The sequence below is a fragment of the Gordonia sp. JH63 genome, assembly GCF_009856645.1.
In the GTDB taxonomy this organism is placed as follows: domain Bacteria; phylum Actinomycetota; class Actinomycetes; order Mycobacteriales; family Mycobacteriaceae; genus Gordonia; species Gordonia hongkongensis.
The window spans coordinates 330481-356182 of record NZ_CP047235.1; the positions used below are offsets into that span (position 1 = coordinate 330481).

Below are 25702 nucleotides of genomic sequence, written 5' to 3' on the forward strand. Positions count from 1 at the left end.
AACTGGACGTGCGCTACCGTATCCCGCGGTCGGCACAGGACGTGGACAGCAGGACTGCGTGGTGGTGTCGCCAAGACCTCGCCGGAGAACTGCGCCCGCGTGGGGGAGTCCACGAGGGGGCACAGGAGTAATGAATGCTGAGTACTGAACTCGAAGACTTTCTCGATGAGACCGGGAACATCTCTTTCACCGAGGAAGCGACCCTGGTCGACTACGTCGAGCAGAACGTCCGCGAACAGGCCGACACACTGGCCTACCGGTTCATCGACTACAGCCGCGAACGCGATGGCGAGCCCCAGGATCTGACGTGGGCGCAGTTCGGCAAGCGACTCCGTGCCGTCGCAGCACGTCTGCAGCAGGTCACCAAGCCGGGCGACCGCGTGGCGATCCTCGCGCCCCAGTCGCTGGAGTACGTGATCGGGTTCTTCGCGGCGCTCTACGCCAGCAACGTCGCCGTCCCGCTGTTCTCCCCGGACGAGCCCGGACACACCGACCGACTGCACGCGGTCCTCGACGACTGCAAGCCGACCGCGATCCTCACCTCGACGAAGTCCGCCGAGGCGGTGCGTGACTTCTTCGCGCCGCTGCCGGCCAAGGAGCGTCCGCGCGTCATCGCCGTCGACGCCGTCCCGGATTCGGTCGGGTCGAGCTGGGTGGCACCGGTCGCCGGTCAGGACCACAACAAGGACACCGTCGCCTACCTGCAGTACACCTCGGGTTCGACGCGCGTCCCGGCCGGTGTGGAGATCACCTATCAGGCGGTCGCCGCGAACGTGCTGCAGATCTCCGACACCATCGGCATCGATCGCAAGGCCCGCGGCGTCACCTGGCTGCCGATGTTCCACGACATGGGTCTGCTCACCGTGATCCTGCCCGCGCTCGGCGGCCGCTACATCACGATCATGAGCCCGCAGGCGTTCGTTCGCCGTCCCGGTCGCTGGATCAAGGAGCTCGCCGCCGCCGCCGACGGCGCGGAGACCTTCGCCGCGGCTCCCAACTTCGCCTTCGAGCACGCCGCCGCGCGCGGTCTGCCGAAGGAGGGCGAGAAGCTCGACCTCTCCAACGTCATCGGTCTGATCAACGGGTCGGAGCCGGTCACGGTCAGCTCGATGAAGAAGTTCAACGAGGCGTTCGCGCCGTACGGGCTGCCGAAGACGGCGATCAAGCCCTGTTACGGCATGGCCGAGGCCACGCTGTTCGTGTCCGCGACGCAGCGCGAGAACGAGGCGAAGGTCGTCTATGTCGACCGCGACGACCTCAACGCCGGCACTTTCACCCTCGTCGACTCCGACGCGCCCAACGCGGTCGCGCAGGTGTCGTGTGGTCAGGTCGCGGTGAGCCAGTGGGCCACCATCGTCGACACCGAGACGGCGACCGAACAGCCCGACGGCCATGTCGGGGAGATCTGGTTGCATGGTCTGAACATCGGCGCCGGCTACTGGAACAAGCCGGAGGAGACCGAGGAGACATTCCACAACAAGCTGGTCACCCCGCTCCCGGAGAACAGTCACGCCGAGGGTGCGCCCGCGGACGCGATCTGGATGCGCACCGGCGACTTCGGGGTCTGGCTCGACGGTGAGCTCTACATCACCGGGCGAGTCAAGGACCTGGTGATCGTCGACGGCCGCAACCACTACCCGCAGGACCTCGAGTACAGCGCGCAGGAAGCCAGCGACGCGCTGCGCCCCGGCTTCGTCGCCGCGTTCTCGGTGCCGGCCAATCAGTTGCCGGGCGAGGTGTTCGAGTTCGCCGGCAGCGGTTTGAAGCCCGACGCCGACGACGCGTCCGAGCAACTGGTCATCGTCGCCGAGCGCGGACCCGGCCGCAAGGCCGACCCGCAGGAGGTCGCCGACACCGTGCGTGCCGCGGTGGCCCAGCGTCATGGCGTGATGGTCCGCGACGTCCTGCTGGTTCCGGCCGGCTCGATCCCGCGCACGTCGTCGGGCAAGATCGCGCGGCGCGCGACCCGTGCGGCCTACATCGACGGCAGTCTCCGGGGCGGCTACAAGCAGACGGCGTTCCCGGACGCCGAGTAGCGAATCTGCGGACCCGGGCGGGGTGAGTGCGTCGAGTTGCCGCGCCCGGACACCCCGCGGGCTGATAATGCACCCGGCACCAGTTCAGGTGCCCCGAGATCAGTAGTCTGGAAGCGATGTCTGAACTGAATACCGACGAGGCCCGCAGTATCGATTCCGCCGCGGCCGGCACCGACGGCGAGACCGCCGGTGACCTCACTGTCGACCAGCTTCGTGATTGGCTGCGCGAGTGGGTGTCACAGGCGACCGGGCTCCCCGTCGAGCAGATCGCCGTCGACCGTCCCATGGAGGAGCTCGGTCTCTCGTCTCGCGACGCCGTGGCGCTCGCCGCCGACGTCGAGGACAAGACCGGGGTGATCCTCACCGCGACGGTCGTCTACAACCATCCGACGATCGCCACGCTCGCGCAGCGCATCATCGAGGGCGATCCCGACGAGGGCGCCGACGGCGATGCGGACACCTTCTGGCGGCGCGAGCGCACCGCGGACGACGACATCGCGATCGTCGGGCTCTCGACCCGGTTCCCGAAGTCGGGCACGACGCCCGAGTCGACGTGGGACGCGCTCATCGCCGGCGTCGACGGTGTCTCGGACCTGCCCGCGGATCGGTGGTCGGAGTTCCGGTCCGATCCCCGGCTCGTCGAGATCCTCGACGCGGCCAACACCAAGGGCGGTTATCTCGACGACGTCCGCACGTTCGACGCCGACTTCTTCCAGATGAGTCCGCGCGAGGTCGAGATGGTCGACCCGCAGCAGCGTCTCGCGCTCGAGCTGACCTGGGAGGCACTCGAGCACGCGCACATCCCGCCGAGCGATCTCAAGGGTGCGCCGGTCGGTGTGTTCATCGGCTCCTCCACGAACGACTACCAGCTGCTGGCGACCCTCGGCCTGAGTGAGGGCGCCGAGGACACCGCCGCGTATGCGCTGACCGGCACCTCCACCGCGATCGTCGCGAACCGGGTGTCCTACTTCTACGACTTCCGCGGGCCGTCGATCGCCCTCGACACCGCGTGCTCGTCGTCGCTGGTGGCCGTTCATCAGGCCGTCCGCAGCCTGCGGACCGGCGAATCCGACCTCGCGCTGGCCGGCGGCGTCAACATGATCATCAACCCGGCGGCCACCCTCGGTTTCGACAAGATCGGCGCCCAGGCGGCGGACGGGCACGTGAAGGCGTTCTCCGCCGACGCGGACGGATTCATCCGCGCCGAGGGTGGCGGCCTGTTCGTCCTGAAGCGACTGTCCGACGCGCGCCGTGACGGTGACGACGTCCTGGCGGTCATCGCGGGCTCGGCGGTCAACAGCGACGGTCGCTCGAACGGTCTACCGGCACCCAACCCGGAGGCGCAGGTCGACGTCCTACGGGACGCCTACGCCGACGCCGCGATCGATCCGCGCACCGTCGACTACGTGGAGGCCCACGGCACCGGGACCATCCTCGGCGATCCGATCGAGGCCGACGCCCTGGGCCGCGTCGTCGGTCGCGGGCGTCTGCCCGGCTCGCCGATGCTGCTCGGATCGGTCAAGACGAACTACGGCCACATGGAATCGGCCGCGGGCGCGGGTGCTCTGGCCAAGGTCGTGCTCGCGATGCAGCACGGCACCATCCCGGCGTCGCTGAACTACAGCGGCCCCAACCCGTACATCCAGTTCGACGCCAACAATCTCAGGGTCATCCCGGAGGCCACCGAGTGGCCGCGCTATTCCGGTCATGCCGTCGCCGGTGTCTCCGGATTCGGTTTCGGCGGCACCAACGCGCACGTCGTCGTCCGCGAGGTGCGGCCCGAGGATCTCGCGCCGGAGTCCGCGCCCGCAGGCGATGCGGGCGCATCCGAGTTGCCGGCGTCGGCGTCGCTGCCGGGAGAGCCTGACCGTTCCCCGCTGGTTGAGCCTGTCGAAACCGATGATGAGTTCCTCACCGAGGCCGAGCGCGCCGTGCTCGCCGCGCAGGCGAAGAACATCGATCCGGTGATCGAGGAGACCGCGCCGGATCCGGCCGCCGGATTCGCCCCGTGCGCGGTCGAGGGTTCGGTTGTGCCGCTGGTCATCTCGGGCTTCCTGCCATCGCGTCGGCGCAAGACCGCCGCGGACCTGCTCGAGTGGCTCGAGTCCGACGAGGGACGGTCGACGCCGCTCGCCGACATCGGCCGCGCGCTGGCACACCGCAACCACGGACGCTCGCGCGCCGTCGTCATGGCCCGTACGCACGACGACGCGATCACCGGTGTCCGCGCGGTGGCCGAGGGCAAGAGCAATCCGCTTGTCTACTCGTCGGATTCGCCCGACGCCGCGTCCGCGGTCTGGCTGCTCTCCGGCTTCGGTTCGCAGCACCGCAAGATGGCCAAGCAGCTCTACACCGAGAACCCGATCTTCGCCAAGTACGTCGACCGGGTCGACGAGCTGGTGCAGAACGAGCTCGGGTACTCGATCGCGGAGATGTTCGTCGACGACGAGCAGACCTACGGCATCGAGCAGAGCCAGGTCGGCATCTACACGATCCAGGTCGCGCTCGCCGACACCCTGCGGCACCACGGCGCCGAACCCGGTGTGCTCGTGCCGCATTCGATGGGCGAGGCCTCGGCCGCGTACATCAGCGGCGGTCTCTCGCTCGAAGACGCGACCCGGGTGATCTGCCAGCGCTCGCGCCTGATGGGCGAGGGCGAGTCGATGCTCCAGGGCGACGACATCCGCCTGATGGCGCTCGTCGAGTACAGCGCCGAGGACATCACCGACGTCCTCACCGACTACCCCGACCTCGAGATCTGTGTCTACGCCGCTCCGACGCACACCGTCATCGGCGGACCGGAGTCGCAGGTCGACGCCATCGTCGAGCGTGCCGAGAAGGAGGGCAAGCTCGGACGCAAACTGGCGACCAAGGGCGCCAGTCACACCTCGCAGATGGACCCGCTCCTGGGTGAGCTGGCCTACGAACTCACCGGTATCACGCCGTTGCGGCCCACCACCGGGTTCTACAGCTCGGTCGACCGCGAGGTCTTCTACCGCGCCGGTCACGAACCCGTCCACACGATCGACTACTTCACCAAGGGCCTGCGCCACAGCGTGTGGTTCAGCCAGGCGATCGCGAAGTCGGTGGAGAACGGCCACCGCACCTTCCTGGAGCTCTCGCCGAACCCGGCCGTTCTGATCTCCGTTGCCGCGGTGACCTTCTCGGCTGGGCTGCACGACGCCGAGCTCATCGAGACGCTGCGGCGTAAGGAGGACGAGAGCTACGGACTCGTCAACGCGCTGATGAAGCTCTACGTGCACGGACATCCGGTCGACGTCGCGTCGCTGTTCGGTCGCGGTGGTCACGCGGCCATTCCGCGTACCCGCTTCGAGCGCAAGGAGTTCTGGCTCACCGCGAAGATCTCCTCGGGCGGCTCGGCCGGCACGGTCCCGGGATCGCACGTGGCACTGCCCGACGGCCGTCACGCCTGGGAGGTCAACGCGGCCGCGGTCACCGATCCGCGTGAACTGGTGCGTGCCGCGGCGGCCCAGGTCCTGGCGAATGCGGCTGTCGGGGCGTCGGTCGCGCACAGCGCCATCCCGGCATCGGGAACCCTCACGACGACGCTGAGCCCGCATCCCGGCGGTGCGGCGGTGACCGTGCACGCCAAGGCGGACAAGAACTTCCAGCTGCTGTTCGAGGCGGCGGTGACCGGCGACCTCGACGACACCGCAGGTGAGGTCACGGCCGCGCCGGCAGCCCCGGCACGGTCCGGTGCCGAGGTGTTCGCCGATGACACGGTGGTCGTCGAGGACGACGTCGTAGACGACATCGGCAACCGATGGAACCCCGAATCCGGTGAGACGGTGGGTGATCGGCTCGCGATCATCGTCGGCGAGTCCATGGGCTACGACCCCGAGGACCTGCCGCGCGAGATTCCGCTGATCGAGCTCGGTCTCGACTCGCTGATGGCGGTGCGGATCAAGAACCGCGTCGAGTACGAGTTCGACATCCCGCAGCTGCAACTGCAGGCGATGCGCCAGGCGAACCTCGCCGACGTCGAGAAGTTCGTCGACTTCGCGGTGACGCATCGCGATCAGCTCGACGATCTCGCCCAGAATGCCGCCGGCGGTGGCGAACTCGACACCGCGGCGCTCAATGCCTACATCGACGAGCAGAACGCCGGCGGTGGTGAGTCGGCAGCCTCCGCACCGGCCGGTCAGTCCGACGAGCCCGGCGAGCAGTCGCCGGAGCCGAAGCGGCACATCGCCGAGGATCTGGCCGACGTCGAGCAGGCGGTCGCGAACTCGCCCGAACCGGAGGTGTCGTCACGCGAGGAGGCGGTCGAGGAGTCGGCCGCTCCCGCGGCAACCCCGAAGCCGGCCACCGACATCACCTCGCAGCGGGCCGTCGCCGAGGCGGCCGGCTCGGACGTGCCGCCGCGGGATGCCGCCGAGCGCTTGACCTTCGGCACGTACGCGGTGGTCACCAAGGCCTCGGCCGGCGGCATCTTCAACAAGCTGCCGGTGCTGTCGGAGGACGTGGCCCAGCAGCTCACCGATCGCCTCAACGAGCGCACCGGCGGGGATCTCGACGTCGAGGACATCCTCGACTCCGAGACGATCGAGGAGATGTCGAACTACGTGCGCGAGCATCTCAATGCCGGCGCGTCGACCGACGGGTTCCTGCGCTACCTGCGCCTCGTCCCGGACGGCAAGAAGGTCTATGACCCGTCCGCCGGCGATCCGACGCCGATCCTGCTGTTCCATCCCGCGGGCGGGAACACCTCCGCCTATGAGGCGCTGCTGAAGCGTCTGCCGGCGGACCGGCCCGTCATCGGCTTCGACCGTGGAGTCGAGGGATCGATCGAAGACCGTGTGCGCGAATATCTTCCGCGCCTGCGTGAGCTGCAGCCGAACGGCCCGTACGTGCTGGTCGGCTGGTCCTTCGGCGGTGCGCTCGCCTATGGCGTCGCGCAACTCCTGCGTGAGGCCGGGGAAGAAGTTGCCTTCGTGGGCCTCATCGACGTGGTGCGCCCTCGCGCGGACATGACCGAGACGCCGGACAGCAAGCGGGCGCGGCTCGAGCGGTGGAAGGAGTTCGCGATCCGCAACTACGACCTCGACCCCGATGTACCGATCCCGATGGATCGGCTTGTGGAGGCCGACGACGAGGGGCAGTTCGCGATCATCATGGAGATGATGTCGATGTCGGGCACCAAGATCCCCGGCGGCATCATCGAACACCAGCGGACCTCGTTCATCGAGAACCGCGTGCTGAGCAGCATCGCGCCGGAACCCTACGACGGCAAGGTCGTGCTGTACCGGGCCGACAAGATGCACGCCGGCGCCGTCGAACTCGAACCGCAGTGGGCCGAGATCGACGAGGACGGCCGCTGGGGTGAGGTCGTCGACGATCTGGAGATCATCCATGTCGGCGGTGACCACCTCTCGATCGTCGACGAGCCGTACATAGCCAAGATCGGTAACGACCTGGCCGCGCGGGTCGGACGGCTCGATGAGCAGTAGCGGCACGGCTGCTCATCGTCAATCAGTGGTCGCGTAGAAAGTGAGACACCGTGGCTGACACCACCGCAGGCAAGCTCGCCGACCTCCGTCAGAAGTTGGAGGCCGCTCGCGAGCCGGGAGGCGAGAAGGCGCTCGCGAAACGCGCGGCGAAGGGGATCTGTTCTCCGCGTGAGCGTCTGAGCATGCTCTTCGATCCCGGGACCTTCGTCGAGATCGGTGCGCTGGCGAAGATGCCGGGTGCGGCCGAGAGTGGTTACGGCGACGGCGTGGTCACCGGACACGGGCTGGTGCACGGGCGTCCGGTGGCGGCGTTCTCCCACGACCAGTCGGTCTTCGGTGGAACCGTCGGTGAGATGTTCGGCCGCAAGGTCGCCTCGCTGATGGAGTGGGCGGGCAAGATCGGATGCCCGATGGTCGGTATCAACGACTCGGCCGGTGCGCGGATCCAGGATGCCGTCACCTCACTCGCGTGGTACGCCGAGATGGGTCGCCGCAACGATCTGCTCTCCGGTCTCGCGCCGCAGATCTCGGTGATCCTGGGCAAGTGCGCCGGCGGCGCGGTCTACACCCCCGCCAACACCGACATCCTGGTGGCCGTCGAGGACAAGTCGTACATGTTCGTGACCGGACCCGATGTGCTGAAACAGGTGAACGGCGAGGAGATCTCGGCCGAGGACCTCGGCAGCGCGCACAATCAGGCGCGGTGGGGCAACATCCATCACGTCGCCCCCGACGAGAAGTCCGCGTTCGACTGGGTCCGTGAGTACCTGCAGTACATGCCGTCGAGTGCCTACGAGCGGCCGCCCGTCGTCAACCCGGGTCTCGAGCCGGAGATCACCGAGTCCGACCTGTCGCTCAACGACTTCATGCCCGACAACGACAACGCCGGGTACGACATGCACGACATCATCATCAAGCTGTTCGACGACGGCGCCTTCCACGAGGTGGGAGAGTTGTTCGCGCCCAACATCATCACCGGGTACGCACGGGTCGACGGCCGGTCGGTGGGTGTGGTCGCCAATCAGCCGAGCGTGATGTCGGGTGTGCTCGACACCGACTCGTCGGAGAAGGCGACGCGTTTCGTGCGCATCTGCAACGCCTTCAGCATCCCGTTGGTGTTCCTGGTAGACACCCCGGGCATCCTCCCGGGTCTCGCGGAGGAGCAGAAGGGCACCATCCGACGCTCCGGCCGCTTCCTGTACGCCTACGTCGAAGCCGATGTCCCCAAGGTGACCGTCGTGCTGCGCAAGGCTTACGGCGGCGCCTACGCGGTGATGGGCAGCAAGCACCTCGGTGCCGACGTCAACTTCGCCTGGCCGACAGCGAAGATCGCGGTGATGGGCGCCGAGTCGGCGGCCGCGGTGCTGACCCGACGTCAGACTGAAGGTCTCTCGGCCGCCGAAGCCGACAAGATCCGGCGTGAGTTCATCGACTTCTACAACACGATGATGGCGACCCCGTACCTCGCCGCCGAGCGGGGTTACGTCGACGCGGTCATCGAGCCGTCCGAGACCCGGCTCCAGTTGCGAAAGGCGTTGGCGCAGTTGCGCGACAAGCAGGTCCTCAAGACCCCGCGCAAGCACTTCCTGATGCCGATCTAGCGACGGGCCTCGCTCCGCTCTGAGGTGCGAGCGCTACCTGTACCGCCCTCCGCTCCCTGATCGAGAAAGTCGCAGATCCCCTGCTCCCTGAGGAGCGAGCTTGCGAGCGTCACGAAGGGTCTTGGTGACTCGGGTCGCGAAGACCCCTTCGTGACGACGCGCCCTCCGCAAGGTCCGGGCGCTCCTCGGGGAGCAGAGTGCGTGGTAGTGCGCGGGTAGCAGGACTGCCTAGTTCTTCACCGCCCGCATGGGTCCCGGGGTCCAGAGTCCGTGGTGGGTGTCGGTGGTGATGGTCAATTCGGCGTCGGTCTGCGGGAGGATCGGGGTCAGGCTCTGAAGCATGCCCCAATCCTTGGCCCAGTCGTTGCGCAGGTACGACGGGTACACGCGCGGCCGCAACTCGTTCTCGATGATGCCGAGCGGGCCACCGGAGTCGCCGGCCATCCAGCGCTGGGAGTTGACCCGTTCGCCTTCGCGGTCCGGCGAGATCCGCCACTCCGGTGTCTCCAGAACCCCGTACTTCACCTGGGCGGGACGCTGACACGGGAAGGCGAGACCTGCCTCCCAGTCGATGAGCACCGGATCCTCGCTGCCCACCAGCGAATTCAGCGTCACCATCGACGAGACGCGTGGCGGGGTGACGGCCAGCCACTGGTCGCGCAGCGTCGAGGTGTCCTCGGCGAGAACGCGGACCACCGTCGCGCCCGGGGGCGCCTGGTCCATCGGGAAGCGCAGGTTGCGCCACTCGGGGGCACCACCGATGTCGAGCGGCACCATCTGACCGGCCGGTGCCACCGTGCCGTCCGGCGCGACGCGGCCGAACTGCAGTCGCACTCGCTGTCCGGGCCGGGTGACGGCGAGGTCGTCGATGTACTCGACCTGCCCCGCCACCGACATCGTGACGAGCGGCTGCTCGCCGGAGGGGTTCTCCGGCAACTGATACCAGTCGGACGTGAGGCGACCGGTGCCGCTGGGGGAGTTGTAGGTTCCGAGGACCGGGGTCTGGCTCGGTGACAGACCGAACGGCAGCTTCACGGTCGACCCGTTGACGCCGGCCTGGGCGGTCTGCCCACCGCTGGTGTCGCTGGAACCTGTCGTGGTGTCGGTCTCGGCGCTGGTTCCGTCCTCGGTCGGATCGGACTGGGTGCGGTCGACTTCCGCGGTCGAGGTGCCCGACGAGGACTCCTCGGCTTCCTCTTCGGTCTCCTCGGACAGGTCCGACGCCACTCCGTTGGGGTCGAACCCTTCCATCCCGGTTCCGGCCAGCGCGGCGCCCGGCGACGGGTTGTCCTGTCCCGCCACTCGCGCGGGTGACAGCAGTCCGGCGTTCGGATCGTCCTCCACCAGTACGGCATCGGCGAGTGCGCACGGCTGTCCTTGGAGCGCGTTGACGTTCGAGCTCAGCCACGACCACGAATTGCGCTGCGTCCAGTCCGCTTTCGCGAATGACACCAGGGTGAACAGCAACATGATGGTCGACACGACGATGATCGACGGGCTGCGGAGTCGGGCGAACACCGACCGCGACGTTCCGGTCCGGACGGCGTCGTCGACGTAGTCGTCGCGGAAGTGTTGCCACAGACCGAGGGCGGTCAGCGCCACCGCAACCGCGAGGATTCCGGTCCAGAGCGGGATGCCCCGGACATCGGGAACCGCGTCCCGCCAGGGGATTCCGTAGCTGCCGACGTACCACCACTGGTTGCGTCCGGAGAACGCGAGCGCCAGGACGTATGCGCAGGCGGCGGCGAACAGGGTCCGGTTGCGGCGACGACGCATGATCGTGCGATCGGCGCAGGCGGTCGCCACTGCGGCGAGCGCGCCGCCGATCGCGGCGTACACGCCGAGCTGGTGGGTCCACTTGGTCGGCAGGAATGCCATCAGCACGGCCGAGCCGGCGACCATGGCGACCAGACGCCACGTGGGTGCGGTGGCGACGCCGGGCAGGCGGCGCCGGTTGAGCAGCATCACCACGACCAGGACGAAGCAGGTGAACACGATGAGAATGCCGAAACGCCGGGCGATTCCGCCATCGGCGGTCGGATTCATCAGCATGTAGTAGCGCATCGGCTCTTCCCACCACTTGTTGGTGGGGCCGACCTGCCCGTTGACCGACACCGCTTCCAGGATCGGTGCCAGCGGCTGGTCGGCGAAGATTTCGAACATCACCGCGAGCCCGGCGGCGAGGATCGGGAGAAGCAACGGCCACAGACCATCCCGCTTGCGGCGCAACGCGAGACGTTTGATGAGCGGCCGGATGCCGGCGATCAGGGCGATCGAGGCGATGACGCCGGTGGGATGGATGGTGAGGGTGAACGCCGCGGAGATGATGCCGATCGTCAGCGGGAAGAACCGGCCGGTGGCGATCGCGCGCTCGACGCACACCCAGGTGAAGATGGTGCCCAGCGCGATGAGCGGCTCGACGCGCAGTCCGTTGTTGTACGGCATCCACACCGCCAGGAAGACCAGGGCGGCAGCCCAGATCGCCGGCGTCGACTCGCGGACGGCCCGCCCGAGACGGGGGATCGCGGCCCGGCTGATCAACCACCACGACGCCATCGCGAACAGGAACGGCAGCAATCGCAACCACGGCGTCGCGGTGCTGATCTCCATCCACGCCGACAGGTAGTGGTAGTGCCAGCCGAACGGATCCTGCGGGACACCGAAGTAGCGGTAGTAGTTGTCGAGATAACCGGCCTCGCCGGCGATCCGGCCGACCGTCACCTGGTATCCGTCGTCGGCAGTGTTGCCGCCGACGAACAGCCAGATCAGCAGCACCAGGGTGACGACTCCGTCGACCGGGCGTACGCGCCACCAGCCCGCCGGGAAGATCTTGTGATGGCCGCGCGCGTCGCGGGCGTCGAGGACCGCCAGCGCGGCAAGGGAGAGGATCGTCGACGCGATGCCGAGGACCAGCAGCCAGAACTTGAGTGTCGTGGGCGTGGAGACGAACCGGGTGTCGATGGTCGACCGGAAGGAGAGTCCGTCGGTGCTGACGTCGGCCGGAAGGCTCGAGTACACACCGATGATCTGCGGCCGGGCGTTGGGATCTCGTAGATCGAAGGACCGGACGGCGCCGGTGTCATCGTCATTCGGCGCGCTCGCGCCGCTCCCGGCGCCGGCGGCGTTCTCCGGCAGGCCCTGGATCGACCCCCGCGTGCCTTCGGTGTCGGATTCGACGGCGATCCGGCAGTCCGGCGCCGACTGTGCGGCCGCGCGAGGAGTGTTGAGCAGCACGACGTTTCGTTGCACGACCTGGAGCGAGTCGGCGGTGGCCCGGACGAAGAGGCCGACCTTGCCTGCCTCCGCGCCGCCTTCGGGCACCGTCGACAACAGCACTCCGCCGGACGCGGGCAAGGACGCGCCGAGTGCACACGGAACCGTGACGTCCATGGAGACCGGGACGAACGACACGTTCGGTGCGGCGACGTTCGCCACCGAACCCTGTTGCGGCCAGGTCAGTTCGGCCTTGGTGTAGTCGACCGGCAGGAACGGGCTGAGCAGTGCGAGCAGGATGCCCACGATGCCCGCGGTGATCGCGACGATACGCGCGGTGCCGGCGTGGCGTTCGGCGAAGCCCGGGCGGCGGTCGCTCACGAATGGCGCGGTGTCGGCGGGACTTCGGGAAGAAGTGTCGGTGTCTGCCACGTCTGCCTGGTTCTCTCCGGGGTGCCGCGTCGCCGGTTCGGCGTGCGAGTGGTCGGGGTCAGTCATCTTCGGGCACCACCCTGATCGGGCCGGGGCGCGACCATCCCCAGGTGGTCGACGTTCCCGTCTGCACGTCCGCGGGTCGCGCCTGCGGCACCAGCGGGGTCAGGCGCTGCAGGTTGCCCCACTCGCGGTACCAGTCGTCGTCGAGGTAGGTGGCGAGGGTCGACGGCCGCGTGAGCGCCTCCACCGGCGCCAGCAGGCCGCCGTCCTCGGTGGCCATCCAGGTCTTGGACTGCGAGTTGGCGATCCACGACTCGGGCAGGATACGCCACTGCGGGAGGTCGAAGACGCCGTGGTGGGCGGTCATCGGACGCTGGCACGGGAACACCGCGCCGGCGGCGAAGTCGATGAGCACGGGGTCGGTGGAGCCGACGACGGTCTGCAGGGTCTGCAGCACCGGGGCCCGCGGCGGGGTGATCGCGAGCCACTGGTCCGGGTCGAGGTTGTTGTCCCGGGCGACGATTCGCATCACGGTCGCGTCAGCGGGAACGCGGTCCATCGGGATGCGCAGGTTTCGCCACGGGCGGTTGGTCCGCTCGGGGTCGATCGGGATCGCGGGCGCGCCGACCTCCTCGAACTGTCCGTTGGCAGGAACATTCGGCCCGCTCGCTTCGCTCCCGGCGCCGGCTTCGGGCTCCCTACCGAACTGAACCTCCAACGCCTGCCCGAAGTTCGGGACGCCGTCCCGGTCGAGCGTGAAGACCGCGCCGGCGGCGGTGATGACGATCAGCGGTGAGGAGTCGCGGGCGGGCAGGCGATACCAACCGGTGGTCAGAGTGGCCTGGCCGCTGTTGGTCTCGTGGCTGCCCAGCACGGGTGTGGTCGCCGGATCGAGGCCGAATGGCAGTGCCGCGGTGCTGCCGTTGACGCCGCGAGGCCCGACGCCGCCGGTGGTTCCCGGGTTGCTGCCGTAGACGATGAATGTCTTCGACAGGTCCGCGGAGGTGTTCATCGCGCCGGGTTTCTGGGCGCCGGCCTGCGGTGTGAGGTCCGGCTTCACCCCGTCGGGACGGAATCCCTGGGACTGACCCTGCAGCGTCGACGACGCCGTGCCGCCGTCCGCCGGCGTCAGCATGCCGCGATTGGGATCGGGTTCGACGAGCACGGAATCGGCCATCGCGCAGGTGTTTCCGCGCGCGGAGTCGAGATTGGCGGACAGCAACGTGAAGGTGTCCGCGCGGCTGGTCGCGGCCTTCGCGAACACCGCGAGTTCACTGACGACGATGAGGACGGCGATCACCGCTATCGGTGCGGACGCGACCCCGATGCGCCAGCCGGCGGGCGCGGCACCGCGGTCATGGGCGAGGCCGGTCTCGTCGACGAAGTCCATCCGGAGGTGTTGCCAGATGGCGAACAGCAATGCCACCACCGCGAGCGCGAGGAGCACGGTCGACACCTGGATCCCGGCGACGACAGGTGCCTTGTCGAACCAGGCGATGCCGAAGTTGTAGGGCCACGGCCAGGCGTTCTTGCCCGCCGCCGCGGCCGCGCACGCCACCAGCAGCCCGGCGACCAGGATCGACAGGTTGCGGAGCGTGCGGCGCGCCGCCTGCCCGATCGCCACGCAGGCGACGGCGGCCAGCGCCGCGCCGAGGCCGGCGAAGATGCCGAACTGGATGGTCCACTTCGTCGGCGTGAACGACAGGAACAGGATCGTCAGCAGGGAGGCGCCCAGTGCCCGCCACACCGCGCCCGGATCGAGGCCGTCGATCCGCTTGCGGCGCAACATGATCGCCAGGACGACGAACATGGACACGGCGAACAGGAGCACCGGGATGCGGCGGGCCAGGGCGCCGTCGGTGGTGTTCACCGCGAGGAAGTAGTAGCGCAGGAGTTCCTGATACCACGCCAGCGTCGGACCGACCGAGTAACGGATCCGCAGGGCCTCGAAGACGGTCGCCAGGGTCTGGTCGCGGAAGACGATGATGACGACCAGCGCCACACCCGCGAGAAGGGGGGCGAGCAGCGGCAGGAGCCCGTCTTCGGCGCGGCGTCGGACCAGGATGCGGAGCATGGGCCGGGCGCTCGCGATGAGCAGGGCGAGCGCGACGAGACCATGCGGGGCCAGGGCGAGCGTCAGCGCCGCGGTGAATGCGGCGATGACGGCCGGCAGCATCCGTCGCGTCGAGACCGTGACCTCCACCGCCCACCAGGTCGCCAGGGTGCCGAGGACGATGATTCCCTCGCTGCGCAGCCCCGAACACATCGGGAGCCAGAACGCGAGGAAGACCGCCGCGCCGGTGAGCATCGCCCACTGTGACCGCCGCACGGCGCCGCCCAGACGGGGCAGGAGGACTCGGCTGAGGATGAACCAGGCGGCCAGACCCGCGAAAAGCGACGGGAGCCGCATCCACAGGCCGGTCGTCGAGATGGTCGACCAGTACGCCAGGAAGTTGTAGTACCAGTCGAACGGTGCCTCGGGGATGCCGTAGAAGCGGTAGTAGTTCGCGAGATATCCGGCGTCGGCGGCGTTGCGCCCCATGTTGAGGATGTAACCGTCGTCGGGTGACCCCGCCCCGAGGAAGTGCCAGACCACCAGCGTCACCGTCACGCCGATGTCGGTGGGGCCGGGCCGCAGGACCCGGCGCCACCGGAGGCGCCGGCCGACTCGTCGGTGATAGCCGTGGATGCGGTCGAGGCGTCCGACGGCCACGAGCGCGACGATCGCGGCTCCGACACCGACGACCATCACCACCCACTTGAGGATCGACGGCGACGAGTCGAAGCGATCGTCGATCTCGAGGCGGACGTCGACACCCGGGGCGGCCCGGAGCTGTTCGGGCGTGAGGTCGGTGAAGATGCCGGCGATCTGCGGGTTCGACGCCGGTTCGGCGAGGCCGACGGCGCCGCCGCCCGCGATCGCCGGTCCCGGGGGCAGACCGACGAACTGCGCGCCGGTCGTCGTGGCGTCGGAGAAGATACGGAGTTCGGTACAACCGGCCAGCGCGTCCCGCGGCACCGAGGCGAGCGTCTTGTTGCGGTTGGTGACGGATACGCCGTTCGCGTCGGCGACGACGAACAGCCCGTTGTCCCGCGCTTTCACCGCGGCCGCGGGCATCGTCGACAGCACGACGGTCGACGTGTCGGCGGGGGTCGTCGACAGCACGCGACACGGGATCGAGATGTCGACGTTCCGGGCGGTCTGCGCCACGAGCGGAGCCGTGACCGATGCCGAAGTGCCGGTCTGTTGTGGCCATGTGATCGACGCCGTCGAGGTGCTGACGGGCAGGAACGGGGTCAGGACGCCGGCGACGACGGCGATGAGCCCGGCGACCGCGGCGACGAGCGCGACGGTGCGGGACTGCGGTGCGCCGGACGCACGCTGGGCAGCAGCTCCAACGGTGGTGTCGGCGTTGCCAGCGGACACTTCAGGCGACTTCGGCACAGGCGCATCGTAGTCAGCCATGCTGTGACAAACCCAAATCCCCTGACCGGATAGCTCGATGTGGCTTGGGTGGCTTCGACACGGCTCCTCGCTGCGCTCGTCACCTGCTCAACCAGCGGGAGAGGCGAGACCGCCGGAGTTCCGCCCGCTGGCCGAGCAGCGTCGTCCGAGCGCAGCGAGGCCGCCGGAGTCCCGCCCGCTGGCCGAGCAGCGTCGTCCGAGCGCAGCGAGGCCGCCGCGTCCGTCGAGGTCACGTCCCGCGCGCGACTCGGATCAGGAGAACCGCATGAGGATCGAGTGCACGGCCTGGGTGACGGTCATGCGGTCGTAGGTCTGCACGAACTCGAAGGTGCGCTCGAGATCGGGACCGGCGTCGTGCTGGTCGCGCGCCGAGAGCAGCGCCGCGAAATGCGGCCCGAGGACGGCGACATTCCACTCGTTGATCAGGTCGTCCTCCGCGTCGAGCGGCGCGCGATGGACGTTCCCGTCCCGGATGTCGGGCAACCCGACACCGTAGACCCCGGCCAGACCGGTCTTCTCCGACATCTCCCGCCACCGCTTGGCGGTTCGCGAGGTGAAGTGTTCGGCGAACTGGAAGGTGCCCAGCACGATCGCGGCACCACCGATGGCCGCCTGCTCCTCGAGTGCCTTGCTCATCTCGATGAGCAGGCGTTTGTTGCCCATACGCGGCGGGATCGAGGTCGACGCGATGCGGTACGGCGTCGACTTGTCCGGGCCGGGGGTGGTCCACACCGGCATCTCGGGCAGCGGCACGACGGTCCGGCTGGCGAGGACGGACGGGTCGGTCACGGCGGGATACAGGTCGCCGATACCGAAAGCGGCGCCCATCGTCTGGGCGGTGATCCGGGTGGCCTCGTCGTCGACGCCCTCGGCGATGACGACGGCATGGCTGCGTTCGGTGTGCGCGGCCAGCGCGTGGGCGAGGTGCGCGGCGTCGGAGCTGGTCTGCGACGTGAGCAGTTCGGCACCGGTGACGATGATGTCGGGTTCGACGAGGGAGAGCAGCGTGGCCGCGTGCTCGCTGCGGACGAGCCCGTCGACGCAGATGATCTTGCCGGCCGCCCGGGCGCGGGCGACGCGGGCGAGTGTCCGCTGCGGGCTGCGTTCGACGGCGTCGGGGAGGATGACCATGACGTGACGTTCGAGGCTGCGCGCCGTCTCGTCGTCGAGGTTGTCGATCAGGTCGAGATCGAGGGAGACCAGCAGCGGCAGGATCTTGGCCAGCGACTGCGCACGTTGGGACGCGGCCATCTTGCGCTTGCGCTCGTCGAGTACAGGGTGTTCTTCGACGAGACGGGCGGCGCGTTTGAGGGCGGCGGCGGTGGCGAGCCGGGTACCGGCCGGCCCCCGGAGCTGCAGTTCGACGGCGGCGAGAGCGCCATCGGACAGCCGGCAGACCGGCGCGAACTGCATGTGGAGCTCCAGATCATCGAACAGGGTGAATGATCGCGTTTCGGACACACGTGCCTCCCCGTCAGAGCGGAAAAGCGCTCCGATCGATCTGGTGGACGCGGTTTGCTTCACATCCTGTTCGCGGCATCAGCCTGTGGTCAGCGTAACAAACCACGAACCGTGGACATGGTCGAGAAGCCCTTGGTCCCTGAGGTCCCAAGCGGCGCAAGGTATTCGGCTGTGTATCCGGGTGCGGGTGTCAGTGCCTGTTCGTAGTTGGTGGGTACAGAGAGGTGTTACCGCGGCCGCGACCAACGGGGCGGAAGGTCGCGACCGCGGCTCCGGGCGGGTCCGGGGGTGTGGTGACCCGCTACTCGGTCTGTTGCGCCAGGTCAGCGGGCTGCGTCGGCCGCTGCCTTTTCGCCGCTGGCGCCGGCGTGGGTGAGCTCACCGGTGTAGCTCTCGAGGTGTGCGCGGACGAACCACTGGAATTTCTCCAGTTCGGCGGTGTGTCCGATGAGGATGTCCTCGGTGATCGGATCGATGTCGCCGATCTTCTTGATTCCGTCGCGGTGCGAGGTGATGAACCCGTCATAGACCAGGTCGAGCGCGCCGAGGTGGGCCTGCGCGGTGTCGCGTCCGATGGAGTAGTCGTTCCACGAGCGGTCGTTCTCGATCGCCTTGGCGGTGCCCTTCGGCGACGCGCCGAGCGTGGCGATGCGTTCGGCGATGGTGTCGGCGTAACCGCGGACGAGCTCGACCTGCGGGTCGATCATCTCGTGCACGCCGATGAAGTTCGCGCCGACGACGTTCCAATGGATGTGCTTGAGGGTGAGGTGCAGGTCGTTCAGCGCGCTGAGGCGCTCCTGCAGAATGCCCACGACCTCGTTGGCGGCTTCGTTGCTGAGTCCAGGTGCGGTGAATGAAGGCATGACTCGAAGCTAGGCCGGTATCGGCGGCGTGACGAGGACAGCCGGCCATGAGTGACGGAACCGAGACAGCACATCACAGTGAGATAACGAAGGCCTCGAGTGTGTTTGCCGCACCGACCGTGGGGAAACGACAAAACCCAGGTCGTCGCGGTGTCAGAGACCAGGTCAATACCCGCTGGAGCGCATCGGCGCGGGGTCGTACAACCCTGAACGACGAGCCGTCCCGAGGTCCAGTTCCGCAGCCGGAGCCGGGATGATCTCGGTGAACTTCTGCAGGCCGCCCCAGTCGCGTCCCCAGTTGTTTCGGAGGTACGTCGGCAGCAGGGTGGGTCGCAGCATCGCCTCGGTGATGCCGAGCGGACCGCCCGCGGTGCCCGACATCCAGGTCTGGCTGTTCTTCCGGGTGGCCTCGGCGTCGGGCATGATCCGCCATTGCGGTACCTCGAGGACGCCGTTGCGTACCTTCATCGGCTGCTGGCACGGGAAGACCATGCCGGGCAGCCAGTCGATGAAGACCGGGTCGGTCTGGCCCACGACGTCGTTGAGGGTGGCCAGGGTGCTGACCCGCGGTGGCGTCACCGCGACCCATTCCGACGGTGCGGCCGCGGTGTCGGCGACCTCGACCCGGACGACATCGGCCCGGGGCGGTGCGTCGGCGAGCGGGAACCGCAGGTTGCGCCAGGTGGGGCTCTCGCCGATGTCGATCGGGAACATCCGGCCGAGCGCGCTTACCCGCCCGTCGGCCTCCACGCGGCCGAACTGCATCGTGACCTTCTGGCCGGCGTGCACGACCCCGATGCCGTCGACCGCCTCGACCGATCCGGCGACTGCCATCGTCAGCAGCGGTGTGTCGTCGGAACGTTCGGGCAGCCGGTACCAGTCCGAGGTCAGCGAGCCGGTACCCGACGGCGAGCCGTAGCTGCCCAAGACGGGGGTCTGGGCGGGGTTCAGGCCGAACGGCAGACGCACCGTCGACCCGTTGACGCCTCGTGCACCCTGACCACCCTCGGTGCCGCCCTGCGCGGACGAGCTGTCGCCGGATTCGTCTGAGCCGGCGCCGGTCTGGGCGCTGTTCTGCGCGCCGGAGGTGGTCGACGACTCCGTGCTCTCGGTGGCGTCGACGGACAGGCGATCGGGTACGCCGTTCGGGGAGAAGCCCGTCGCGACCGGTCCGGCCAGCGCCGCGGCGATGCCGGGGGCGGGCCGACCGTCGACGGCCGCGGGCTGCAGCAGTCCGGCGGTCGGATCGGCCTCGACGAGGACGTCGTTGGCCAGCCCACACGAGTTCCCGGTGAGAGCGCGTGCGTTCGACTTCATCCACGACCACGAATCACGTTGCTCGTAGGCGCCTTTCGCGAACGAAGCGACCATGAACAGCACCATCAGCCCGGAGATGACCGGCAGCGGCGAGAACTTGAGCTTCGAATACCACTTGTCGGCCCCGCGCGTACGGGTCTGTTCGTCGACGAAGTCGTCGCGGAAGTGGAACCACAGGCCGGCAAGTGCGGTGGCGACCGCGGCGGCGAGGATGAACCAGGCGATGTTGATGCCGCCCACCGTCGGCGGGCGATCCCACCACGGGACGCCGTAGCTGCCGACGAACCACCAGCCGTTGGTGCCGGCGAAGGAGATCCCCGTGATCGCGAGCACCGCGGCGGCGAAGAAGCTGCGATTGCGTCGCGACCGCAGCACGGCCGGCGCCATCATGGCGCCCGCCGCGGCGGCGAGGCCCGCGGCGATGCCCGCGTACACACCGAAGTGGTGGGTCCACTTGGTCGGCGTGAAGGCGATGAAGAACATCGTGCCGAGGGTGGCGGCGACCAGTCGCCAGATAGGTGCGCGCGCAATGCCGTTGGGATGCTCCCGCCGAAGTAGGCGGAGCAACACGACGAACAGGCACAGGATCATCGCCAGCACGCCGAAGCGTCGTGCGAGCGTGCCGTCGGCGGTCGGCAGGATCAGGTAGTAGTACCGGATCGGTTCCTGCCACCACTCCAGCGTCGGGCCGACGTCGGAGGCGACCTTGTTACCCGCGATGAGCGGGGCGAGCGGCTGATCGGCGAAGATCTGGAACAGTACCGCGGTGCCGGCCGCCAGGATGGGCGCGAGCATCGGCAGCAGGCCGTCCCGGGACCGGCGCGACACCAGGGTCTTCACGATCGGTCGGATCCCGGCCAGCAGTGCGGCGACCGCCATCAGGCCGCCGGGCGCGAGCGCGAGGGTGAAGGCGGCGGTGACCACCGCGACGGCGTAGGGGAGCAGTCGACGGGTCGCGATCGCGCGTTCCACGCAGCACCAGGTGAGCAGAGCGCCGACGGCCTCGGCCGGTTCCGGACGCAGACCGTTGTTGAACGGCAACCAGATCGCGAGGAAGACGAACGCGGCCGACCACGCCGCCGGCGTGCTGTGCCGCACCGCGCGGCCCAGGCGCGGGATCACCTCTCGGCTGATGAGCCACCAGCCCAGCAAGCCGAGGAGGAAGGCCGGTAGTCGCATGAACGGTGCCGCGACGCTCACGTCCGTCATGGCCGAGATGACCTGGAAGTGCCAGCCGAACGGGTCCTGCGGCACACCGAAGTAGCGGAAGTAGTTGTCGGCGTACCCGGCGTCTCCGGTGATCCGGCCGACGATGAAGTTGTAGCCGTCGTCGGAGGTGTTGGCGCCCGCGAACCACCAGAAGGCGAGAATCGCGAACACCGCGACATCGGGCGGCCGGATCGTGAACCAGCCCGACGGCAGGAAACGCTTGTGGCTGCGGCCGTCCCGGCGGTCGAGGATGCCGAGCGCGATCAGCGAGACGATCGTCATGAGGATGCCGAGCACGATCGCGGTGAGCTTCAGCAGGGTCGGGGTGCTGACGTAGCGGGTGTCGATGGTGGCGCGCAGCGACAACCCGTCACGAGAGACATCGGCGGGCAGATCGCTGTAGACGCCGACGATCTGGGGACGCATCTCGTGGTCGGCCAGCGCAGAGCCGTGCGCGGCGCCGGAGTCCGCGGCGGGTTCGGGCAGGCCCTCGAATCGTCCGCTCACCCCCTCGCCGTCGGCCCGGAAGACGATGCGACAGTTCGGATTCGATTGCGCGGCCGCTCGATCGGTGTTCAGCAGGGCGACGTTGCGGTCGGTGAGGGTCAGTGCGTCGGACGTCGCCCGGACGAAGAGCCCGCGGGCCCCGGCGTCCTGGCCGCCTTCGGGGATCGTCGACAGCAGTACTCCGCCCTGGTCGGGCAGGCGGGTGGCGAGTGAACACGGAACCGACGTCTCCATGTCGATCGGCACGAAGGAGACCAGCGGGGCGGCGACATCGGAGACGTCGCCGCCCTGCGGCCACTGCAGTTCGGCGGTCGACTGGTTCACCGGCAACAGCGGGGTGAGGATCGCCAACAGGAATCCGAGCAGACCGGTGACGGTCGCGACGATCTTCGGGTTGACCGTGGTCGCCAGACGGGACGTACGAGGCGTACGGGACTCACTCATCGGATTGGGGCTCCACCCTGATCGAGCCGGCTCGTGACCAGCCCCATTGCGTCGTCTGTGCCGTGTCGATCCGCGCGTCCGGTGCGTCGGACACGAGCGGGGTCAGCTTCTCCAGTGCGCCCCAGTCGCGCACCCAGTCGTCCTGCAGGTACGTCGAGACCGCCGACGCGGACGTGGTGGCCTCCGAGATCCCCAATAGTCCCCCGTCCACGCCGGCCTGCCACGTCTTGGACTGGGAATTGGTCAGCGGATAGTCACCCAGGATGCGCCACTGTGGGACCTGGGCGACGCCGTGGGACACACCCATCGGCCGCTGGCACGGGAAGTGCGACGCCACCCCGAAGTCGATGAGGGTGGGTGCCGTCGAGCCGACGACCGCCTGCAGCGTCTGCAACCGCGGTGCGCGCGGCGGGGTGATCCCGATGAACTGCTTCTCGCCGAGGTTGTTGTCCTGCAGCGACAATCGCATCACGGTCGCACGCGGCGGGGCGGCCGACATCGGTACGCGCATGTTGCGCCAGGGCATGTTCAAGATCACGGGACCGGGGTCGATGGGCAGGATGTCGGGGCCGACCTGTTCGAAGTTCCCGTCCGCACCCGGGCGGCCGAACTGCACCACCATCTTCTGCCCGAAGTTGCGTACGCCGAAGGTGTCGATGGTCGAGACGGCGCCCGCGGTGCTGAACACGAGCAGCGGCGACGCGGCACGGTCGGCGGGCAGGTCGTACCAGCCGGTCGTGAGCCGGGCCTCGCCCGGATACCCGTAGCTGCCCAGGACCGGCGTGGTGGCGGGGTCGAGCCCGTACGGCAACTTGGCGGTGGAACCGTTCACGGTTTCCGGTCCGCGCCCGCCGGTGGTCCCGGCGCCCAGCCCGCCGGTGATCGCGAACGGGCGGGCCATACTCGCCGACACGTTCATCTGTCCGGGGCGCTGGCTACCCGGCTCGGGCTGGAGGTCGTCGGGAATCCCGTTCGGTGAGAACCCGACCGGGTTCTCACCGCGCAGCGCCTGCGTCGTGGTGGCGCCGTCGGCCGGGGTCAGCATGCCGGCGTTGGGGTCGAGTTCGACGAGGACATCGTCGGCGAGGCCACAGCTGTTGCCGCGCAGCGTTTTCAGGTTCTCGGCGAGTGCGGTCGACGCCGGGTACCGGGTCACCGCGGCTTTGGCGAACAGCAGCAACTCCACGATCACCAGCAGACCGGCGATCACCGCCAGTGGTGAGGACGCGAGAAAGAGTCGTCGGCGATCGGCTCGGGTCTCGCCGGGCCCGGTGTCGGCATGTGCGAGACCGCGATTGGCCACGTAGTCCAGCCGCAGGTGTTGCCAGACCGCGACCGCGGCCGCGAGCACGGCGAGGATGAGGAACAGCGTCGACGCCTGGTAGCCGGCGATGACGGGGGCGCGGTCGAACCAGGAGATGCCGTACTCGTAGAGGAACGGCCACGAGTTGTAACCGGCCATCGCGGCGGCCATCGCGAACAACAGTCCGGAGACGAAGACCGTCAGGTTTCGCGCCGAACGGGCCGCCGACTGGGCCACGGCGACGGTGGCCGCCGCCGCGATCGCCGCCGCCAGCCCGGCGAGCACGCCGAACTGGATGGTCCACTTGGTCGGCGTGAACGCGAACAGGAGGAGGGTGACCCCGACGGCGCCGATGAGACGCCAGACGGGTCCCGGGTCGACTCCGCGAATCCTCGTGCGCCGCAACATGACCGCGACCGTGACGAACAGGCCGGCGAGCAGCAGGAGCAGCGGTACGCGACGGGTGAGGGCGCCGTCGTCGGTCACGACCGAGATGAAGTAGTACCGCAGGAACTCCTGGTGCCAGGAGATGACCGGCCCGACCGAGTAGCGCAGCTTGATCGCTTCGAGGACGGTGACCAGGGTCTGATCGCGGAACACCACTATCAGCACCACCATGCCTGCGGCGGCGATCGGCGCGAGGAGGGCGAGCGTTGCCGCCCAACGGGATCCGTCCATCCGGTTCCGTCGGTCGATGAGGATGTGCAGCAGTGAGCGGGCCGCCACCAGCAGGATGGCCACGCCGACGACGCCGTGCGGGGCGAGCGCCAGGGTGAAGCCCGCGACGAGGGCGGCCAGCGCCGCCGGCAGGAGCCGGCGGGTCGCGATGGCGTATTCCGCTGCCCACCAGGTCAGCAGCGAACCGAGGACGATGATCCCCTCGCTGCGCAAGCCGCTGCAGAACGGCAACCAGAACGCGGTGAACGTCAGGGCGCCCGCCCAGATCGCCCACGAACTGCGCCGTACCGCCGGGCCGAGGCGTGGCAGCAGCACCCGGCTCAGGACGAACCACGAGACGAGGCCGGCGACGAGTTGCGGGATGTGCATCCACAGCACCGACGGCGAGACCGACGACCACGCCGCAAGGAAGCTGTAATACCAGTCGAACGGTGCTTCGGGGATGCCGTAGAAGCGGTAGTAGTTGGCGAGGTAGCCGAAACCGTCGGCGGTACGGCCCATGTTGAGGATGTAACCGTCGTCGGGCGAACCGGCCCCGAGGACGCTCCAAATCAGCAGGATCGCGGTGACGACCAGGTCGCTGGCCCGGGCTTTCAGTAAATGCCACCACGAGCGGGTGCGCGCGCCGATCCGCCGGTGGTACCCGCCGATGCGGTCGAGCAGCCCGAGCGCGACGACGGCGACGAGTACCGACAGCGTGGCGAGCACCATCACGATGATCTTGAGGATCGACGGGGACGACTCGTACCGGTTGTCGATGGCCACCTGCACGCGCAGGCCGTTACCAGCGGCGTCGCGTGCCTGTTCCGGGCTGAGGTTGCTGAAGATGCCGTCGACCTGCGGGCGGCGGTCCGGCGGCAGGGTCGTCGACTCGCCGAGCCCGACGAACTGCGCACCCGGGCCGGTGGGGGCGGAGAAGATGCGCAGTTCCGAGCATCGGCTCAGGTCGGCGCGGGAGGCGGTCGCGGCGAGACTGTTCCGGAAGGTCACGGTGATCGCGGCGTCGGTGGCGGTGACCCACAGCGACGACGACTTCGAGCGTGGTGCATTGGTCGGCATCGTGGCGAGGACCACGCCGTCCGGTGCCGACGCCAGCGTCGCGCACGGAATGCGGGCGTCGAGGGTCTGCGGGGTCTGCGCGATGAGCGGCGCCATCACCGACGACGTGTCGGCGTTCAGATCCTGCCCGGCCGGCCACTCGAAACCGGCATCGACGGCCTTGACCGGCAGCAGCGGGGTGAGGGCACACAGCACGATGCCGGCGATCCCCGCCACGATCGCGATCCACCGGGCGGTGCCCGCGGAGATCCTGGTCCCTTGCCCCGACGATGCCGGCCCCGACGAGGACGGTTCGGCGGAATCCTCAGGCGAGGTCGGGGCTGTCACAGGCACGGTGCCTCATCGTAAGCGACGTCCCCCGGGGTACCTAGGGCCCACCCCGCGGCTCTAAAGGTTGAGGTGCGTGAGCGCCGGTACCCCTGCTCCCTGATCCGAAAGAACGACACAACCATTGCGTCGAGAGCTGAGGAGCGGCCGGAGCTTGCGGAGGGCGCGGCCAACCACTGCTCCCTGAGGAGCGGCCGGAGCTTGCGGAGGGCGCGGCCAACCACTGCTCCCTGAGGAGCGGCCGGAGCTTGCGGAGGGCGCGTCACGAAGGGTCCCACACCGCAAAGACCGCACAGTTCTTGCCCGCAGGCG

9 protein-coding genes are annotated in these 25702 nt (G+C 68.7%); 3 read left to right on the plus strand and 6 right to left on the minus strand.

What is annotated here, in order from left to right; all coding sequences use genetic code 11:
• Positions 1-134 precede the first annotated feature (134 nt).
• From fadD32 to GR168_RS01510, 3 genes are all read left to right on the plus strand, one after another.
• Positions 135-2036, plus strand: a complete 1902-nt coding sequence (fadD32, locus tag GR168_RS01500) for a long-chain-fatty-acid--AMP ligase FadD32 (protein WP_068970992.1) — start codon at positions 135-137, stop codon at positions 2034-2036.
• A gap of 116 nt (positions 2037-2152) precedes the next feature.
• Positions 2153-7507 (plus strand): polyketide synthase Pks13, encoded by a 5355-nt coding sequence (gene pks13 / locus GR168_RS01505; protein ID WP_159369824.1) that lies wholly within the window; start codon positions 2153-2155, stop codon positions 7505-7507.
• 50 nt (positions 7508-7557) lie between these two features.
• Entirely contained in the window at positions 7558-9108 is a 1551-nt protein-coding gene (locus GR168_RS01510; RefSeq protein WP_068970990.1) for an acyl-CoA carboxylase subunit beta, read from the plus strand.
• Between the two features lie 228 nt (positions 9109-9336).
• Here GR168_RS01510 and GR168_RS01515 read toward each other — a convergent pair whose 3' ends face one another.
• The 6 genes from GR168_RS01515 to GR168_RS01540 form a co-directional block, all read right to left on the minus strand.
• On the minus strand, positions 9337-12819 hold the full coding sequence (locus GR168_RS01515; protein WP_159369825.1) for an arabinosyltransferase domain-containing protein: 3483 nt from the start codon (positions 12817-12819) through the stop codon (positions 9337-9339).
• On the minus strand, positions 12812-16222 hold the full coding sequence (locus GR168_RS01520; protein ID WP_203235881.1) for an arabinosyltransferase domain-containing protein: 3411 nt from the start codon (positions 16220-16222) through the stop codon (positions 12812-12814). Before GR168_RS01520 ends, GR168_RS01515 begins: the two co-directional genes overlap by 8 nt.
• A gap of 252 nt (positions 16223-16474) precedes the next feature.
• Positions 16475-17683: a DICT sensory domain-containing protein gene (locus tag GR168_RS01525; protein ID WP_068970989.1), complete on the minus strand. Its 1209-nt coding sequence runs from the start codon at positions 17681-17683 to the stop codon at positions 16475-16477.
• A 323-nt stretch (positions 17684-18006) separates the two neighbouring features.
• The gene (locus tag GR168_RS01530) at positions 18007-18546 is read right to left on the minus strand and encodes a DNA starvation/stationary phase protection protein (RefSeq protein WP_159369826.1); all 540 of its coding nucleotides are present in this window, start codon (positions 18544-18546) and stop codon (positions 18007-18009) included.
• A gap of 165 nt (positions 18547-18711) precedes the next feature.
• Positions 18712-22023 carry an arabinosyltransferase domain-containing protein gene (locus tag GR168_RS01535; RefSeq protein ID WP_159369827.1) on the minus strand — a complete coding sequence of 1104 codons (3312 nt, stop codon included), beginning with the start codon at positions 22021-22023 and terminating at the stop codon, positions 18712-18714.
• On the minus strand, positions 22016-25396 hold the full coding sequence (locus GR168_RS01540) for an arabinosyltransferase domain-containing protein (RefSeq protein WP_203235882.1): 3381 nt from the start codon (positions 25394-25396) through the stop codon (positions 22016-22018). Before GR168_RS01540 ends, GR168_RS01535 begins: the two co-directional genes overlap by 8 nt.
• Between the last annotated feature and the right edge of the window lie 306 nt (positions 25397-25702).

What these genes read in the sequence shown, in the direction of transcription:
- fadD32 (WP_068970992.1), top strand. Translation starts at nt 135, where the DNA reads ATGCTGAGTACTGAACTCGAAGACTTTCTCGATGAGACCGGGAACATC.
- GR168_RS01515 (WP_159369825.1), bottom strand. Translation starts at nt 12,819, where the DNA reads ATGACTGACCCCGACCACTCGCACGCCGAACCGGCGACGCGGCACCCC.
- GR168_RS01535 (WP_159369827.1), bottom strand. Translation starts at nt 22,023, where the DNA reads ATGAGTGAGTCCCGTACGCCTCGTACGTCCCGTCTGGCGACCACGGTC.
- pks13 (WP_159369824.1), top strand. Translation starts at nt 2,153, where the DNA reads ATGTCTGAACTGAATACCGACGAGGCCCGCAGTATCGATTCCGCCGCG.
- GR168_RS01520 (WP_203235881.1), bottom strand. Translation starts at nt 16,222, where the DNA reads ATGGCTGACTACGATGCGCCTGTGCCGAAGTCGCCTGAAGTGTCCGCT.
- GR168_RS01530 (WP_159369826.1), bottom strand. Translation starts at nt 18,546, where the DNA reads ATGCCTTCATTCACCGCACCTGGACTCAGCAACGAAGCCGCCAACGAG.